We start from the raw sequence: 16,947 nt of genomic DNA on the forward strand, positions 1-16,947 counted from the left end.
TTGCGGCTTAGCGAACCCTACGCTCGCGGCTTAGCGCTGTCGCCGCAGGGGACGCAGGCCCACATAAGCTGCCATCGCAACCAACCACAATGTTGTTGGCTCAGGCACCGCCGTCACGCCCACCAATGCCCCTGGATAGGCATTACGCCAAGTCGTCAAATCCGCGGCGCTATACGGAGTCGGCGAGCCACCCCGTTGCCATCGTAGAAAATCACGGCCATCGACGTCGCTGTCGAAGTCGCCCGCTACGCCAGCACTGCCGAGAGTCAACTCCAACGTGTATTCGGCATCTTCGCTATGGGCTCCTTCAAAATTGAAGTCGTCATAACCAGAGACCGCAAAAGTCAATTTACCGCCCGCCGGAACAATCCCTTCGATCAACGACAAATTGTTACCGGCATCATCGTCGTCGGTCTCGATGAGAACTCCCGCCGAATTGAACCAACCTAAAACCGAATCGAAGCTCGTGCTGACTGTCTGCGTCACTTCCGCGGAAAACGAGCTTACCGGCGTGAGGGCCGTGAACGTATAGAAATCAACGTCGGCGACATTTGGCGGACCGATCGTATTATCGATGTAGACATCGTACGAGCCGCTGATCCATTCGAAATTGGAATAGGAAAAATCTTCCACGGTGCCAGGCTGCAAGGTGCGCACCTCGCTGAACGAATCGACGGGATCGCCGAAGAAATCGTAAACGTCGACGAAAACTTCGAACTCTCCAAATTGGCCATGGTCACCAAAGAAAAACTCATCGGGATAGCCCGACACGGCGAAGTCGATCGAGCCCGAGTTTGTCGACGCGCCAGCAACTCCTGACGCGCGACCGTCGCCAACGGGACTGTCGTCGTCGTTGAAGAAATAGATCTCGCCAAACATGTCGCGTATCCCCAGCACCGTATCGGGATAAGACGTCGTGCCGGGCGTCAACGTGTCGGTGGCCGACAGCACCCCCGCCCCTAAGATCGTAGCTTGGCCAAAGTCTTCGTTTGGCTCGGCCGCGAAAATTTCACCGCCCATGAAAAAACACAACGACATCACCAGCCAGAATTTTGCGCGCATCACATGCTCCCTGCTAAACAGCGACTGTCCCCCTGCAAACAACCTAAGACTTTCAGCCTGGGGCCGCAACTGTTATTCGCCCGAGAAATCGAAGATTTGCTTTGGCACGCGATTCGCCAGAATGGCCGGGATTCTTCTCCCGCTCCCGCAGTACTCAGTGGGAGGGGGAGCCATCCGACGAATTTTGGCAACGCGCATGTCTGCGACGCGCTCCGCCGCGCGGCTAACAAGAATCATCACAATAATTTAGCCCCGGGTGTGTGGATCGTCTCAGCGATCCACACACCCGGGGCGGCGTTCATTTCCCGTACTCATCAAACAACGCCAAAATCTGCTCCGCCGTGCTGTGCTTCTCGTCAAACAGCGGCGTCCGCTCATGAATCCCCTTGAACGTGCTGAGGATATACTCCGCATCGTCGCAGACGAGCGCCTACCTAATTTCGTAGTATGGACCTCCCGGTCCGTGGCGCAGAATAACCCCATGTTAGCGCGTTGGGGCTCAGGGGAGATACGCTGTTGTCAACAATCCTTTTTGTGCCACTACGTGCTTTTCGTGGCCAGCAATTTCTTAACGCTCATTTCCTCCGCGCACCCAGCGCCTCTGCGTGAAATCCTCCCCGGCCAAAAATAGTTGTGGCGAGTCGCTTCGCAATCGCGATAATGGTATCCGCCCAACTGGAGGCGCGATCCAGCGATCGCGAGAAAAATCAGGTTGGCCGCGAGAGAGGGCCGCAAACCAAGCAAAGCTCGAAAGGTGGACGGTAGGACGGTGGACTATAGGACCGTGGACAGATGGCAATGAATGACGTGTCGGAGACTCGTGCCACACTGAAATTCAAAAACAGAGGTCTCGCGAAACACAAAATAAACCCTGACAAGTTCGACAAGTTGGAAGAGTTGGAAGTCTTGATATGAGAGCAGTGACCTCTTTTCAACAAAAAAAACGGCAGCGAGCCCGAGGGACTCACTGCCGTGGTGTCATGATTCCGTTAAGAAACTAGCGATCAACTTTCGGCCGCGGGCAAACGCTTGGCCTTGCTGCCGGGACCACGCGTGACCCGCGTGATGCGGCGGTCGGACTTGAGCGGCATGCCGTTGACCACGCAACCTATGAGGCGAATTCCCAAGCTCTTGAGCAACTCCGAGGCTTGGTGAATGCTCCGCACGCCGCTGTGATCACGCAGCACCGTGAGGATCGCACCGTCGATGTGTTGGCCGACCGACAACGAATCCGACAGACCCAAGATAGGAGCACCGTCGATAATCACGAAGTCGAACTCAGCACGCAGTTTTTCAAAGATCGGTTGCAGTTGGTCGGTCGCCAAAGCATGGATCGCATCCATGTCGCAGATACCGGCCGTCATCAACCACAAACCTTCGGTATTGGTGGGCCGCACCGCGTCGGTAATTTCGATCTCCGACCGCAAGAGCTCGCTCAAACCATCTTCGATGGGCAGACCGAACAGCTTGTGGAGCGATGGATCACGCAAATCGCCGTCGATGAGGAGCGTCCGACGTCCCGCACGAGTCAGGCTCAAAGCCAGATGGCTCGCCACGGTGGTCGATCCTTCCATCGAGGCAGGGCTGGCCACTAGCACGATCTGTCGTGGTCGCGAAGTCGAGTCGTGCATCAGCGTAGCCCGCACGTTGTCGATCGATTCCGACAACTGGGCGGCGGTCACGCTGCCCGGAGCCATCGATTTGCGCGACGCCACGGAAGGCAACACGCCGAGGACGCGAATGCCGAGACCTTCGTCCACGTCCGAGGGGCAGTTGAGTTTGCGGCGACGGAATTCCAACAAGGCCACGCCATAGCAAGTGCCACAGAAGGCCGCGATGGCGCCGAGCGTAGCAATGGCAAACCGCTCGAAGGTGTTGATCTTTTCCGTCGAGAACGCCGGTTGCATAACTTTGATTTGTTCAGCGTCAGCACCAGCCTGAATGGCCCAACCACGCAATTTGAAGTCCATCGTACGAGCAATGTCGCTCAGCTGATCGACCTCGGCTTGGAGCATGGCCAACTCGCCGTTGCTTTGGCCCAGAGCCTTGATCTGCTCCTTCTTTTCGTCAATCTCTGTCTGCAATTCAACCATTTTCTGATTGAGATGTTGACGACGCAACAAGTAGTCGGTCATGACCAACTGCAGCTGATCGCTGGGAGCAGATTTCATTTGGTTCGTTAGCTCGGCCCGAGATCTCAACTCGTAGTCTTCCATCATCTGGCTGATTTGCTGAACCTGACTCTGTAGACGTTTAATCTCGGGAGTGGGTCGCTTGCTAATCGATTCCAATTGCATGATCTGCTGCTGAATCGCGTATTGTTGCTGCTGATATTGCTGCATGGTTGGATCTTCCGCAAGCGCGGCATCAACAGCGGCTTTCAGTGCTGCAGGACTGTTTATGGAGCGGGTTTGCAATTCACGATTCACTTCCAAATCCACCAGCTCTTCTTTAGCCTTGATCATCTGGCTGTTAAGCAAGCCGATGTCACGAATGATCATATTGAGTTCGGCATTCGAGCTGGCAGATTGAGCGCCGCCCAACTCCTCCTTTAAGGTTTCCAAACGATCAATCTTCTCTTTGAGTTGCTCGTTGATTTGCTTGTGCAGGTCATCCATGCTTTTGCGGGTGGCTGCCTTGCTGACACGACCCGCCACAACCACGTCGTTCTGGTAAGCTTGAATCACCGCGTCGACGACTTTTTTCATGTCCTCAGGATTTTCTTCGCCCTCATACTTGAGCATGAGAATCTTACTTTCGCCGGGGAAGGAAACCTTCAGACCTTCATTCAACCAAGCCAATTCGTTGGGACGATGTTTTTGGACGGCGGACAGTTCGGCAACGTCACGTCGCTGCAAAGCAGATTTCAACACAAACTGGCTTTTCAGAAGGGTCAATTGCGTTTGCTGAAAAATCTCGAATTCTTTGGGATTGATCCGACCACTACCGCTATCAAAAATCTCGCTGGCCTCTTCATTTTCTACTTGCAGATAAGCGATGACCTGAGACGATTCGGGGAACAAGTACGACAGCACCATGGCGGCCGAACCCGCCGCTAACGTACCTAGCAACAATGCCATCAGCCAACGCCGACGCAGACAATTCATCAACCAAGTCTGGTTCAATGGACCACTGAGAATTTCGGGGCCTCGTGGTGGAAGAGCACCACCCATGGCTGATACCGGGACGGGATACGAATTCACGGGAACCATTTGCATGGAGCCGTTGCTTCCAGCCGCCGGAGGATACATCACTTGTGAATCGCCAAGGCCAGCATCTTGTTTCATAGTCCAACTACCTCTCTGGATAAACCGCTCGGTTGATGCGATCTTTTTGCTACGGGCACGACTAATCTAATAGTACAGGTACCATGTCCGATTGTGACGAAGAAAAGACTAATTCCGTTGCTCTCCCACGGGCTTGCTCGGCGTGAGCGGGACCGGCACTAAGGCCCGTCGCGGGAGAAATTGTAATGGGTTGCACCTGCTTGCAAGTGATGGGCCAATGACGAGGCTTGCGAGAAATACTGCAATTTGACGCGGCTGAAACCGCCATGCGCTGTCTTGGATGTCTCGAATTTTCATCACTTTTGTAGTTTCCTGGCAACGACTAACACGTGCTCGATCATCCGTGTGCAGCCCCAAAAGCCGCATAATCGTCAGATTCCATAGGCACGGTTAATTTGTTCAAGATCGTGATCTCGATCCACAAGAATCCTAGCGCGATCGGCATCATTGCCAAGCCCGCCCAGTTGTGGGTGTACAGGTGAATGGCTTCATTGTCTGGAAATGCCACGTACAGCAGTGCTGTCACCACGATGCGGATAATGTTGGTTGCTAAGGCCACGGGAATGGCAAAGACCAAAATCGTCAGCCGATCCCACCACGGGCGGTCGATGACCATGGCCAAGGCAACCGACATCGCACCAAAGATCGTGCCCATCCGCAAGCCACTGCAAGCGTCAGCCACTTCCAGGGGTATTTTGTCGATGATAATGTGGTTGCCTTCACGCAACGCTGGTACGCCTAGTAACTGTAAAACAAACGTGCTGGCACGCGCAGCGCCGCTTTGCAGCCACATGAGAACCGTGTTTTCAAGCTTCGAAGGCAAGGGGAACATAAAAACGAGAAATGCCACGGGGGGGCCGGCCCAGCGCAACATATCAAAGCCGCCAATAACCTGACAAATACCAAGCATGGCCGCGATGTACGTTAGACGATCAAGCGGGTTGTAGTCGTAGTAGGCGGCGTACAGTCGTATCAGCAAGCTGATAAATATCACCAACACGCCGATCCACCGCTCCATCGCTGGAACTTGCGTCAGCTTTTTACGGCGCATCCAGAACAAACCCGCGGCAAAAACTGGAATAATATAGCCGTGCGAGTACAAGGGATCGGACCAAGAATGGGCCGTGAACTCCAGCATGTTCCAATAGCCCAATGTCAGCAGAAAAACGAGAAACCCGAAGGCAATCCAAGCGGATTTCTCTTGGTCGGCACTGAGCGTGTCCGATCCCTCTTCATAGTCGTAGCTGGCAAAAGGATGAATCTGACTGGCCATGAACAATTCTCGATTTAAAACCTAAGTGAGTGCCATCAAAGCTTGCTAACGGAGTCGCTGAACATTGGAGTTCGATTCGTCAGAATCTCGTTAGGCGAGCGAAGCCGCATCGGTGAGCGTTCTAAGAAAAGCCAACTCTTCAATTCAAAGTGCTGCGTGTCTCAAGGTCTTACGGCGAAACGAAGATCAGCACGATGTCTGCCACCCGTTCCACGCGGATTCAACCACAACTAACAAAGCCACAGTACGCCGACGAACCTCAGGGGGTGATGCCCGCGAGATAGCCAGTGTTCCGGAACAGATTGGTTCAAAGAATCCTTCTTCTTTCAAGCTCGCGCTGGGCGAACAGGGGCAGCTTGCCTTGAACCCGAGAACGGTCGAGACGCCTTGCAGCGAACTCAATACCTGAAATTGAGGATAAGCGTTCGCGCCTAAACTGTCAAACCTTTAGACGATGAATGAGTTGGCCGAAATCGTTGTCGTGCATGGATTTAGGTCGACCGTAGCGGTCCTAACGGTTGCACGGCATCGCTAGTCATTTCGGCTCTTTTCCCAGGCTTCTGGTTCCCAAATTCAAGGGCAAGCGATAGCAGTGCTGCACACGATTTCAGCCGAAATCCCAAGTCCCGCAAAAGTCATTGTTAAACTTTACCGATTATAGGCATTGTAGCTGTCAGGTAACGGCTGACGGTTGCGGGTGCTTTAACGCTTTATGGGCATCGGCAGCCGGACAAATCACATCGCTCGTAGTGAGAAACTCCGATGAATCTGGGCAACCATACTCATTCGAAAACTGGCCAAACGCTGGCGTTGCTAGCTCTGTTGCTATGCGCTCCAGGTTGTACTGCTTTTCTTGCTCCGCGCGATCCGTTTCCGGTTACGCCTCCCGAGCCACCTCGGGAAAGCTCGGTTCCCCGAGAACTCGAGAAAGTGACCCTACCACGCTATGTGGTCGAGCCGCCGGATATTCTCTTGATCGAAGGCGTAAAGCTCGTTCCTAAGTCCCCTCACAAGATTGAAACATTTGATGCCTTGTTAGTGCGTGTCTCGGGAGCCTTCCCGGATCGTCCCATCGACGACGCCTACTCGGTCGATTCCGACGGCAGCATCAACCTCGGTCCGACCTATGGCCGAATCAAAGTGACGGGGCTCACGATCGAAGAAGCCGAGGACGAGGTTCGTCGGCACTTGCAACAAATCTTGTCCGACGTCGACGTGTCGATTTCGCTCCTGCAATCTGCGGGTGCTCAACAGGTCACGGGACAACACTTGGTCGGCCCCGACGGTCGCGTGAATCTTGGTACCTACGGCTCGGTGTTCGTTGCTGGTAAAACCATCGAAGAAGCCAAAGCTGCCGTCGAGGAACAATTAGCTCTCAAGCTCGAAGCGCCAGAAGTGTTCGTCGACGTACTGGCCTACAATAGCAAGCTGTACTATGTGATTACCCAAGGCGGCGGCTTCGGCGACAACGTCACCCGGCTGCCCATTACTGGTAATGAAACAGTGCTCGACGCCGTGGCGAACATTGGCGGTATTTCGCAAGTTTCGTCCAACAAAATGTGGATTGCTCGCCCCGCCCCCAACGGCGTCGGCTGCGAACAGATACTGCCCGTCTCGTGGGAGGACATCACTCGCGGTGCCTCGACGGCCACGAATTACCAACTCATGCCTGGAGACCGCCTGTTTATCGCCGAAGACAAGTACGGCAAGTTCACCGCCACCATGGCCAAGTTCTTGCGTCCGTTCGAGTCCTTCTTCGGGTTCGTCTCCCTCTCGACCTCGGCCCTCAACCGTATCGACCGGTTTGGCTTAGGCAACACGTTCTAATCGCCTGAACCAGATCGACCTTAAGGACTGAGTTAGAGAAACATCAACCACTACTGAACCACAATGAGAATTGCAATTCACAACACGCGATTCACCATGTGCAAAGGAACGAACATGTCTTGGATGCCCAAAATTAGCGGTCGGTGTGCCGCACTGAATGCCGCGGTCGCTATGCTGCTCGGATTTGTGGAACCTGGCTACGGCCAAGTTCACTGTCCTCGGCCAGATAGTCCGTGCCCTTGTGCCGCCGATGGCATGTGCTATCCGAAGCGTGATACGTGGGGCAACTACAAAACGCAGTGGCACGCTTGGCCAGGCGAATCCATGGGGCTCACCCCCACTCGCGCTGATGGCACGCTTCCAGACGGTCGTCAACTCCAACCCTACATCCGACCACAGCTTGATCAAGAAGATTTGCGTGGCCCTGCTCGGCCACCCCGGGCTGTAGCTCCCGCCGAGGGTGCTGCTGCTCCAGCAGCCAATGGCGCGGCTCCTCCCGTCAACGGCGCCGCACCCGGCGCAATTGCACCCGCACCTGCTCAACCAGCGGCAGGTGCACCTGCGGGCAATCAAGAAGCTGCCCCGCCTGCTAACGACGGCTTGCAACTGCCAGGGCTGCCAGGTCTTCCCGACTTCGGTCCGCAAGGAAGTTTGCAACCCTTGCCACAGTTGGAAGACGGCCCCCCCGCTTTGCCACAAGGATTAAGCCAGGCTGTGGTTGTTCAACCGACCATGCCACAGTCAAACCAATTGCAACCAGCTGCCCCCCAAGCCACCAAGCAGCCAACGGTGAGTGTTGTGCCAACGACCTCGCGGTTTGTCACACCGACAGCAGCCTTCGACACGAGCCATCTCGAGCTTTCCAATCCAGCCGCCAAGAATGTCCAAAAATCGATGGATGAGGACCTGCAACAGGCGATTTATTTCGAGGCTTCGGATATGCCAGCGGCTAAATAGCTGAGGACCGATTTGTGCTGTTTTTAATGCCGCGTCGGAGTGATTATTTCGGTTTTGACGCGGCATTTTGCGAAGTTCGCTCGGCTACGCCGCAGCGTTTCTTGACAGTCGACAGTCTCACGCATACCGTGAAACTAACGTCATTCGTTTCTGCCAAGAGTCTTCGCAGGCGCTCCTATGTTTCGCAGTTTGCTCCTTCCCGCCGCCGCTGGCGGTCTTGTGATTTTCGGCCTCTGTTTTTACGAGCAGGTTTTTCTCCGAGATTATTGGAGCAAGCCGGGCGCTGAAGCAGAGCTGATTGGCAAACGCTTTGCTGAGGTTCCCAAGGAAATTGGCCCCTGGAAGGGCCAGGATCTTTCTGTTGATGCCCAAGTAAAGAAGACGGCAGGTGCGGTCAGTTATGTTTCTCGTCTCTACAAGAACGAAGAGACGGGCCGCGAAGTGAAGCTCTGGCTGATTGTCGGCCATTCACGCGATATTTGCCGTCACACGCCCAACATTTGCTATCCGAGTTCCGGCTTCCGCCAAGAAGGCCGTCAGATCCGCCACGAAGTTCCGCTGCCAGGGACCGATCCAGGTCAATTCTTTACAGGCAAGTTCATCAAAGATGACACGTTTGGTCGCCATGCGGAACGTGTCTTTTGGGCTTGGAATCATCCCGACGTTGAAGAATTCGGAGCCAAGTGGGAAGCCCCTGGCGATGCGCGTCAGCACTACGGCTTGTCTCGCGCGCTGTACAAGATGTACTTCACCAGCAACGTAATGTCCGACGAAGATACGGCTGATGAGAACGTCGCCGCGGAGTTCGCTGCCTTGATGCTGCCCGAAGTGAACAAAGCCCTCTTCCCTGAAAGCGCAGCAGCCGCTGCCGCGGCATCCGCCGAGAATACTGAAAGCGACGAAACCGAAGTTGTTGAAGTCGTCGAAGAAGTTGATCTCGCGGATGAAGCAGCCGCCGAGTAAACTCAACTACCCCAGCAAGCCCTGAATCAGCTTCCCGCCGTTGGCGATCTTCATGGGGCGACCATTGTTGGCCGTGAAATTCTTGTCGAGCGAAATGCCCATCGCGTGGCAAATCGTCGACATCAAATCTTCGGAGCTGTACGGCTCGGTCGTGACTGCGGTGCCATCGTCGCTCGTGGCGCCAATCACTTTCCCCCCCGCGAGTCCGCCACCCCCCGCCACGACGCTCCAGCTTCGAGCCCAGTGATCGCGGCCCGCATCGCCATTGATCCGCGGCGTGCGGCCAAACTCGCCCATCCACAGCACGATCGTGTCGGCCAGCAAGCCGCTCGCCGCCAAGTCTTCGACGAGCGCACTCATCGCCTGGTCGACTTCGGGCAGCCTTTGCTGCAAGCCCGTGAAACAGTTTTGGTGCAAATCCCAGCCGCCGAAATTCACTTCCACAAAAGGCACGCCCGTTTCCACCAAGCGCCGTGCCATCAAACAACTGCGGCCAAAGTTCGTGTTGCCATAACGGTCGCGAATCTTTTGCGCCTCGGAATTCACCTGGAACGCCGACATCTGCTTGCTGGTGAGCAGCGAATACGTTTTGTCGAGCACCTTGGCATGCTCGCCGGGGGCGGGGCCACGCTCTTCGTCGATGAAACGCCCTTCGAGCGCCGCCAACACCTTCATTCGATCATCCATCCGCTCAGCCGGCACGTTCATCTGAGCGTTGCGCAATTGCCCGTTGGAATCCACCTGAAACGGCGCGTACGCCAACCCCAAAAAGCCCGGTCCTTCGCTCGGACCACCAATCGAAATGAACGGCGGAATTTCGAGCTCGGTGATCTTGTCGGCCAGCTCATGTGCGATCACCGCCCCGTAGCTGGGATGCTCGACGCTGGGATTGGGCACGAATCCTGTGTGCATGTAGTAACTACCACGATCGTGATCCGCTTCTCGCGTGCTCATCGAACGGACAATCGAAAGATGGTGCATCTGCTCGGCCACCTTGGGGAGCAGTTCGTTAATCTGCCCTTCGCCCGTGGTGCTAATCGGCTTGAACGTTCCGCCGGTTGCCGTGCCGGGCTTCATATCCCAGATATCAATCGTGGGAGGCGCTCCCCCCATCCACAGCAAGATGCACGACTTGTGATTCCGCTTGAGCGTGGCCGCGTTCGCCACGAGTGATTCACTCAGCGACAACGCCGGAATCGCTAGCGCCGACGCACCCGCCAAATGACTCAAGAAGTGCCGTCGATTCATGCCGCGCGGTGTAATGAAAGGTTTCATAGGTAACTCGCTCAAGCCAAGCATTTTTAATTCATCGAACACAGACAAACACGGATTTTGCTGATTTTCGCCGATCAAATTCAAAACACATCCGTGAACATCCGCCTAATCAGCGTTCATCCGCGTTCTATATCTCAATGCACCAAAATAAACTCATTGCTATTCAGCACAGCCCACCACACGTCCTGCAACGTCCCTACGTCGTCGTCATCACGCGCGGCCAACAATTCGTTGCACAAATTCGCTTCAGGTTTCGTCGGTTGTCGTCCCAATGCCGCGCGATACAGATAGTTGATCTTCTCGCGATTCGACAGCGACTTATCATTGGCAATCTTATCCAGAAAGCTGCCGCTGTTGGTGCTGCACGCCCGCCGCACGAGGTCGCCGTTCATCAGCGTCAGCACTTGGGGAATCGAACCGTTAAACGTCGTGGCCTCGGCGTTGTCGTCGGTGCCAAACGACGTGTCGAACTGCCGCAGCCAACGATCTTTCAGCTGCGAACGCTCTTCCTTCTTGACCGTTGCATCCGCCGCGGTCGCCACCAACAATGATTCAAACAACTGCTCGGGCAACATCTGCCGCACATAAAACCGGCTGAATTGCGGTGCCACGCCCTTCGTGGGATCGTCGGCCTGATTACCACTCGAAACCCGGCTGCTCAAACCATACGCTTCCGAAAGCACCAGCCACTTCATCAAGCGTTTCACATCGAATCCCTGTTCGCGAAACGCCAGCCCCAATTCATCGAGCAACTGCGGATGCGAAGCCGGATTGTGCGGGCCCATGTCGTGAAACGGCCGCGTGAATCCATAACCAAAAAAGTAAGCCCACAGCCGATTCACCATCGCCTGATCGAACTCCCGCGCGCTCACCAACAAATCCATCAATTCCTCGCGGCGATTCACGTCGTCCAAATAGCCGCTGTTGCCGCGTTCCGCTTCTTCACTGGGATTCCGCTCGGCGAAGAGATCCACCAGCCGCGTCCCGTCGATGAACGCCGGATACGCGACCTGCATCTGGCCGTTGCGGAGTTCGTAATAAATCGGCGCCGCAACTTGCTCGGTCGCATCACGATCCACAAGTTGGCCGTCGCGTTCCTCCAAAAAGATTTCCCGCCGTTTGTCGGCATACAAGTCGCGGCCTTCCCCCGCAAAATCGCGATTGACGATTCCACCCAGCCGCTCGTTGCCATCGCCTTCGCGGTCAACGCGCACGGCCGCTTGCCGGAAAAAAGCGTTGAGTTCCCAGAACTGATTCTGCCGACTGTCGTTGAACGGATGGTTATGGCACTGCGTGCACTGCACCGCCGTGCCGAGAAAGATCTCCGCCGTCTTGGCGGTCGCCTGCACGCCGTTGTCGTTGAGTTTTTCGATCAGATAGTTCACCGCGCCGTTGTAGTCCTCCGTACCCGGCGTGGCACTCCCCGTCGCGGTGATTAACTCCGTCGCCAGTTTGTCGTACGGCTTATTCGCGAACAGGGCGTCCGACAGATAATCGCGCATCCCCTCGCGGCTCGTGAGCGAACGCCGCATTCGCCCGCCCGTGCGGCCGATGAGCGTGTTGCTCCACATCGAGGTCCAGTGATTCACATAGTCGGCCGCGTATTCACTTCCCAGCAACTCATCGACCAACTCACGGCGCTTCGCTTGAATCTGCGACTTCGATCGCGCAGGCTTGGCCGTGAATGCATCGAGTTCCTTCACGCTGGGGAGCCGTCCCAACAGATCGAGATAAACTCGCCGACACCACTCCGCTTCCGTCGCGGCGGGAGCTGGTCGCAAACCATGTTCTTTCCAACCGCTGCGCAAGCGCGTGTTGATGTTGTCGATGATCGCCGCGTCGGTGGATTCTTGAGATGTTTGCGCGCGAACGTCCGTCGATAACAACAGCATCCCCACCAGCGCCCACGCGCAGACAACAACATTCGCTAGGAATCTCGCGCGACCCATCAATGCCGTCCGCTGAAAAGATGTTCCGAGTGCGACACCGCCAACCGTGTGCCGCCACTCTTCATGGTAACGGCTGGCGCACTTTTCCGAATCAATATCTGAAACGGGTGCCAAAGCCGTTTCGTTGGGTGCCACTGCTGGCTCGCCCAGCAGTGCTTGAGCGAAACCCCAACACCAAGACTTTCAACCACGATTCACGGTGCAAGTTCTGTAAGCTGGTCTAGCTATTGGGCTATGGAGCCAACAAACGGTCGAAATGCCTAAGTAGGATCCACACCAGAATTATTTTGAGAGTCATTCTCAGGTGCAAGAAACAGCCACTTCTGTAGCAGAAAAGGTGTAGCACAATCAAACACGTGTACGATTATGATACACACCAAATAAAACAAGCGGGCCAGCGAGTTGACTAGTGACTCGCTGGCCCGCCAGGTGGACAGGACCTTAAGGAGCAGCTTTTGACGACCATATGGGGAGGGTCAAGTCGTCAGAAGTTGTTTTCCCCTTTTAATTTAAGGCCCGCAATCGTAAGCCTCTTTTCCACCGACCCCGGCGAACAAGTCTCTTCTCTGTTCCAGCCCCGATGTGTGTTCCAGACACTTCAGGCTGTCCGTTGTACGGCAGTGGGAATAAGAGTATGCAACGGGCGTGCCAAAGCGAGGTGGTAGACGAATACCAAAATTCAGAATCGGTAGGTAAGAGCCAACTACGGGTGAAGCCGGAAGAATGCCGCAATTATTTTGCGGACTTGTTTTTCGATGCTAACGAGGGTGTCGATCGCTCTATCACCTGCACCGGGGCAACCCTTGGCAAAGCGTACCGCAATCGAGTGCTGAGGTTTCACATTCACTTCGCGACCAACGTAGCCCAATATTGCTCCGTCTTTAAACGGAACCCCGGCGCGAATCTCCATTGGCCCACACATGGAGACCATGCCATCCGCCGTGATCATAGTAGGGGCTGCAAGGATCATGAACGTCGAGCCTCCGACGCTGACAGAGGCTTCGGTCAAGTCATTGTGCTTGTCAAGGTTGCTGAGTTCGTGGAGAAGCCAAAGCGGATGACGCCGGCGGAGATTCCCAGCGTGGTATGGCTGCGCCTTCTCAATGAGTGCCTGCTCGTCCTGCGGAAGATGCTTCACCAATTTAACCCCTCCTTTGACGTAGATAGACTTACTCTTTCCAGTCCTCCAGAGGAAAATTGGAAATTGCGTTTTAGTGGGGCTGCCTGCGATGCCTCTGGATAGTTTAGTAATAGCAATATCGAGCACGGATCGAAGCCCGACGACAATTTGGCCAATTTCGACATCCCACTTCGGATCGGGGGGGCTTCCGACGACGAGGCGCACAAGTTTGTGAGGTTTTTCCGGATCGTCCTCAAACCGCACAGTGTTGAGTTTGGATGCGAGGCATCCTTCGATTCTTGAACGCAAATCAACGATTTTATCATTAGCGACGTGAAGTTTGAGAATGGGGCTAAATAGGGGGTGTTTGCGATTTGGCAGTTCAGGTAGCGGCGTGGTTTTTTGTTCCGAAAGCAATATTGCTAGGCGACCTTGCGTTCGTTCTTGCGCTGCAACTTTGTCGCCCTGGATCTGAAATCCAATGAACTTGTCGTTATTAACGAACCGGACTTCTGCTCCCATTGAGGCGTCCTTTTCAACCGAATTGTATGTCTAGCGCAAACCGGATCGAAGTAATTGCGTCTTTTTGATCGTGTTCCAAATCGTTGCAGTGACACTTTCATGCTCGGAGGGCGGCCCGCGGCTCCGCTCGCAGCAGTTTTACACTGTACGCAAGAGTGTCGTCGAGGCCGTGGGGTTCGTATACTAGCCAAATATTCTTCATATTCATACTAACCACCTACTGAAACAGTTATCTCAACTCATGCAATCTCTCCTTTATTACATCAACCTCACACTCGACGGCTGCTGCGATCACGATGCCGTTCTCGCGGATGAAAAACTTCATCGTCACGCGGCAAAGGACTTTGAGCGGGCTGATAGTCGACTCTCGATGACCCACAACTCGCCGACTGATTGCAACCAGCGGTAAATCGGCGGCATTCGCGGCGGCTATAAACCGGGTCGACTCCGGGTATAATCGAGCTTTTCGACCGCCGCCGAGATTCTTTTCCCATGGCCGACTCCGCCACTTACACCAAAATCGCTCAACTGCGCACCGTCGAAGAACTGCGCAACCGCCTCGCTGAATTAGGGCTCGATCTGCCCGTCGACGATACGATTCTCACCGCAGCGGCTGGTTCACCGCTCGCGGAGCCGATCATGATTGGCGGCTTTGAAGTCGGCAACCGTTGGTGCATCCATCCCATGGAAGGTTGGGACGCCAACCACGACGGCAGCCCCAGCGAGTACACGCTGCGGCGCTGGCGGCGTTTCGGCCAAAGCGGCGCCAAGCTGATTTGGGGGGGCGAAGCGGCAGCCGTCCGGCCCGATGGCCGCGCGAATCCTCAGCAAACCTTGGCTCTCGAAAGCAACAAGGCCGGGCTCGCCGCTCTGTTGTGCGAGGCCCGCGAAGGGCACCTCGAAGCCTGTGGCACGCTCGAAGGTTTGCTCGTCGGCTTGCAACTCACCCATTCGGGACGCTTCTGCAAACCGAACGACAAACGCAAATTTGAACCGCGGATTGCCTACCACCATCCGCTCTTGGACGACAAATTCGGCATCGACTATGACGACGAAAAAATCTTGTGGACCGATGACCAACTCGAGGAATTGATCGACCAATACGTCGCCGCGGCGCGGCTGGCCGAAATCGTGGGTTATCAATTCGTCGACGTGAAGGCCTGCCACGGCTATTTGCTGCACGAGTTTCTGAGCGCTCGTCGCCGCCCCGGCAAATTCGGTGGCGACTTCGCGGGCCGAACGCGATTGCTGTTGGAAATCATCCGCCGCATTCGCACGGAACTCCCCGGCTTGATGATCGGCGTGCGGCTGAGCGTGTTTGACCTCGTGCCATACAAAACGAGCCGCGAAGTCGGCCAACCGATGGATTTCGAGGAATACATTCCCTACGACTGCGGCTTCGGAGCGAATCCCGAAAACCCGTTGGCGTACGATCTCACCGAGCCGCTGGAATTGATTCGCCAACTCGCGGCAGCGGGTGTGGCGATGATCAACCTTAGTTGCGGCAGTCCTTACTACAATCCGCACATCCAGCGCCCGGCCATCTTCCCGCCGAGCGACGGCTACTTGCCCCCCGAGGATCCGCTGGTGGGCGTGTGGCGGCAAATCGACGTGGTGCGGCAATGTAAAGCGGCCGCCGGCGATGTGCCGCTCGTGGGCACGGGGTATTCCTATCTGCAAGATTATCTGCCCCACGTCGCGCAGGCCATCGTCCGCGCGGGTTGGGTCGATCTGGTCGGCTTGGGCCGCATGGTGCTCAGCTATCCCGGTCTGCCACACGATTCGCTCACCCACGGCAAGCTCACCCGCAAGCTCGTCTGCCGGACGTTCAGCGATTGCACAACCGCCCCCCGCCACGGCCTGATTTCCGGCTGCTACCCGCTCGACGATTACTACAAGCGACTCCCCGAGCGCGAGCAATTGATCGAGATCAAGCAGGAGTTGAGTGAGAAGTAAGTTCAACGTTCTGTCTCATGGAACTCTCCCGATTCTATCGCTAGCAACACTCTGGCAAACTGTGACTTCTCTTGCTTACAAACGACCAAGTCGCATTTCGTCGTGTTTTTGAGTGCGCTTGTATTCAAATCGAGTGCGAATTTTTACCCCAAGCGCGTAACGATTGTGACGACCAAACGTCACACGTAATACACGTGTAGCTCGTTTTTGTTCTCTCCAGAATTTGGCACGGCGCGTGCGATTTAAAACTAAGGTCCTACCGGGCGCACGCCGTCGGCTGCCCGGCGCTAAGAAGCAACTGATTGCTGAAGCGACGCGACGGAGTTCAGGAGAGAGAACAATGGTCCGCAAAGTCTTGTTGAGTGTGGCAGCACTCATCACCCTGGCCCTCGCCGGTGTGTCGACTGCCGAAGCTGGTCACGGTTACCATCATCACCACCATTGCAACGGCCCACGCAACTACGCCTACGGCGGGTACGGCTACCAACCTTCCTACCGCAACGTCTACTACGGTGGCCCCGGCTACTATGGCGGCAGCGGCATGTCCTACTATCGCGGCTCGGGCGGATACAACCGTCCTTATACCGGAGTCGGCATTTCGATCGGCTTCTAAGCTGCGAACAAATTTGATCGCCAGACAGAACTGCGAGGCTGTCACGACGACAATCCAACGAGTCAGGGATGACAACACAACCAACAACGGGCCGACGGCATCTGTGCCGCCGGCCTGTGGTGTTTAGTAACGGCCTTTCTGCG

12 protein-coding genes are annotated in these 16,947 nt (G+C 55.5%); 6 read left to right on the top strand and 6 right to left on the bottom strand.

What is annotated here, in order from left to right; all coding sequences use genetic code 11:
- Positions 1 to 30: 30 nt before the first annotated feature.
- From AC6T8Q_RS20720 to AC6T8Q_RS20730, 3 genes are all read right to left on the bottom strand, one after another.
- Positions 31 to 1,062 (bottom strand): hypothetical protein, encoded by a 1,032-nt coding sequence (locus tag AC6T8Q_RS20720; RefSeq protein WP_500680885.1) that lies wholly within the window; start codon positions 1,060 to 1,062, stop codon positions 31 to 33.
- A gap of 1,004 nt (positions 1,063 to 2,066) precedes the next feature.
- Positions 2,067 to 4,349, bottom strand: a complete 2,283-nt coding sequence (locus AC6T8Q_RS20725; RefSeq protein WP_500680886.1) for a polysaccharide biosynthesis tyrosine autokinase — start codon at positions 4,347 to 4,349, stop codon at positions 2,067 to 2,069.
- 337 nt (positions 4,350 to 4,686) lie between these two features.
- Positions 4,687 to 5,622: an exosortase/archaeosortase family protein gene (locus AC6T8Q_RS20730; RefSeq protein ID WP_500680887.1), complete on the bottom strand. Its 936-nt coding sequence runs from the start codon at positions 5,620 to 5,622 to the stop codon at positions 4,687 to 4,689.
- 762 nt (positions 5,623 to 6,384) lie between these two features.
- Between AC6T8Q_RS20730 and AC6T8Q_RS20735 the strand changes: the two genes are divergently transcribed.
- The 3 genes from AC6T8Q_RS20735 (at position 6,385) to AC6T8Q_RS20745 (ending at position 9,369) form a co-directional block, all read left to right on the top strand.
- Positions 6,385 to 7,449: a polysaccharide biosynthesis/export family protein gene (locus AC6T8Q_RS20735; protein ID WP_500680888.1), complete on the top strand. Its 1,065-nt coding sequence runs from the start codon at positions 6,385 to 6,387 to the stop codon at positions 7,447 to 7,449.
- Positions 7,450 to 7,563: 114 nt separating this feature from the next.
- Positions 7,564 to 8,406 carry a hypothetical protein gene (locus AC6T8Q_RS20740; protein ID WP_500680889.1) on the top strand — a complete coding sequence of 281 codons (843 nt, stop codon included), beginning with the start codon at positions 7,564 to 7,566 and terminating at the stop codon, positions 8,404 to 8,406.
- Positions 8,407 to 8,583: 177 nt separating this feature from the next.
- Positions 8,584 to 9,369 (top strand): exosortase-associated EpsI family protein, encoded by a 786-nt coding sequence (locus AC6T8Q_RS20745; protein WP_500680890.1) that lies wholly within the window; start codon positions 8,584 to 8,586, stop codon positions 9,367 to 9,369.
- Between the two features lie 6 nt (positions 9,370 to 9,375).
- Here the strand turns inward: AC6T8Q_RS20745 and AC6T8Q_RS20750 are convergent, their stop codons facing one another.
- The 3 genes from AC6T8Q_RS20750 to AC6T8Q_RS20760 form a co-directional block, all read right to left on the bottom strand.
- Positions 9,376 to 10,644, bottom strand: coding sequence for a DUF1501 domain-containing protein (locus tag AC6T8Q_RS20750; RefSeq protein ID WP_500680891.1), 1,269 nt, complete (start codon positions 10,642 to 10,644; stop codon positions 9,376 to 9,378).
- A gap of 134 nt (positions 10,645 to 10,778) precedes the next feature.
- Complete coding sequence (locus AC6T8Q_RS20755) at positions 10,779 to 12,728, bottom strand: DUF1549 domain-containing protein (RefSeq protein ID WP_500680892.1); 1,950 nt, start codon at positions 12,726 to 12,728, stop codon at positions 10,779 to 10,781.
- Between the two features lie 568 nt (positions 12,729 to 13,296).
- Entirely contained in the window at positions 13,297 to 14,235 is a 939-nt protein-coding gene (locus AC6T8Q_RS20760) for a hypothetical protein (RefSeq protein WP_500680893.1), read from the bottom strand.
- A gap of 241 nt (positions 14,236 to 14,476) precedes the next feature.
- Here AC6T8Q_RS20760 and AC6T8Q_RS20765 point away from each other — a divergent pair, with 241 nt between their 5' ends.
- From AC6T8Q_RS20765 to AC6T8Q_RS20775, 3 genes are all read left to right on the top strand, one after another.
- Positions 14,477 to 14,644 (top strand): hypothetical protein, encoded by a 168-nt coding sequence (locus AC6T8Q_RS20765; RefSeq protein WP_500680894.1) that lies wholly within the window; start codon positions 14,477 to 14,479, stop codon positions 14,642 to 14,644.
- A gap of 83 nt (positions 14,645 to 14,727) precedes the next feature.
- The gene (locus AC6T8Q_RS20770) at positions 14,728 to 16,191 is read left to right on the top strand and encodes an oxidoreductase (RefSeq protein WP_500680895.1); all 1,464 of its coding nucleotides are present in this window, start codon (positions 14,728 to 14,730) and stop codon (positions 16,189 to 16,191) included.
- 340 nt (positions 16,192 to 16,531) lie between these two features.
- On the top strand, positions 16,532 to 16,804 hold the full coding sequence (locus AC6T8Q_RS20775) for a hypothetical protein (protein WP_500680896.1): 273 nt from the start codon (positions 16,532 to 16,534) through the stop codon (positions 16,802 to 16,804).
- The last annotated feature ends 143 nt before the right edge of the window (positions 16,805 to 16,947 follow it).

Origin of the sequence: Bythopirellula sp. (genome assembly GCF_041737835.1) — a bacterium.
Classification (GTDB): domain Bacteria; phylum Planctomycetota; class Planctomycetia; order Pirellulales; family Lacipirellulaceae; genus Bythopirellula.

Bases quoted from the DNA above. Each gene is read 5' to 3' on its own strand.
- AC6T8Q_RS20720 (WP_500680885.1), bottom strand. From the start codon at position 1,062: ATGCGCGCAAAATTCTGGCTGGTGATGTCGTTGTGTTTTTTCATGGGC.
- AC6T8Q_RS20740 (WP_500680889.1), top strand. From the start codon at position 7,564: ATGTCTTGGATGCCCAAAATTAGCGGTCGGTGTGCCGCACTGAATGCC.
- AC6T8Q_RS20725 (WP_500680886.1), bottom strand. From the start codon at position 4,349: ATGAAACAAGATGCTGGCCTTGGCGATTCACAAGTGATGTATCCTCCG.
- AC6T8Q_RS20735 (WP_500680888.1), top strand. From the start codon at position 6,385: ATGAATCTGGGCAACCATACTCATTCGAAAACTGGCCAAACGCTGGCG.
- AC6T8Q_RS20745 (WP_500680890.1), top strand. From the start codon at position 8,584: ATGTTTCGCAGTTTGCTCCTTCCCGCCGCCGCTGGCGGTCTTGTGATT.
- AC6T8Q_RS20775 (WP_500680896.1), top strand. From the start codon at position 16,532: ATGGTCCGCAAAGTCTTGTTGAGTGTGGCAGCACTCATCACCCTGGCC.
- AC6T8Q_RS20750 (WP_500680891.1), bottom strand. From the start codon at position 10,644: ATGAAACCTTTCATTACACCGCGCGGCATGAATCGACGGCACTTCTTG.
- AC6T8Q_RS20770 (WP_500680895.1), top strand. From the start codon at position 14,728: ATGGCCGACTCCGCCACTTACACCAAAATCGCTCAACTGCGCACCGTC.
- AC6T8Q_RS20760 (WP_500680893.1), bottom strand. From the start codon at position 14,235: ATGGGAGCAGAAGTCCGGTTCGTTAATAACGACAAGTTCATTGGATTT.
- AC6T8Q_RS20765 (WP_500680894.1), top strand. From the start codon at position 14,477: ATGCAATCTCTCCTTTATTACATCAACCTCACACTCGACGGCTGCTGC.
- AC6T8Q_RS20730 (WP_500680887.1), bottom strand. From the start codon at position 5,622: ATGGCCAGTCAGATTCATCCTTTTGCCAGCTACGACTATGAAGAGGGA.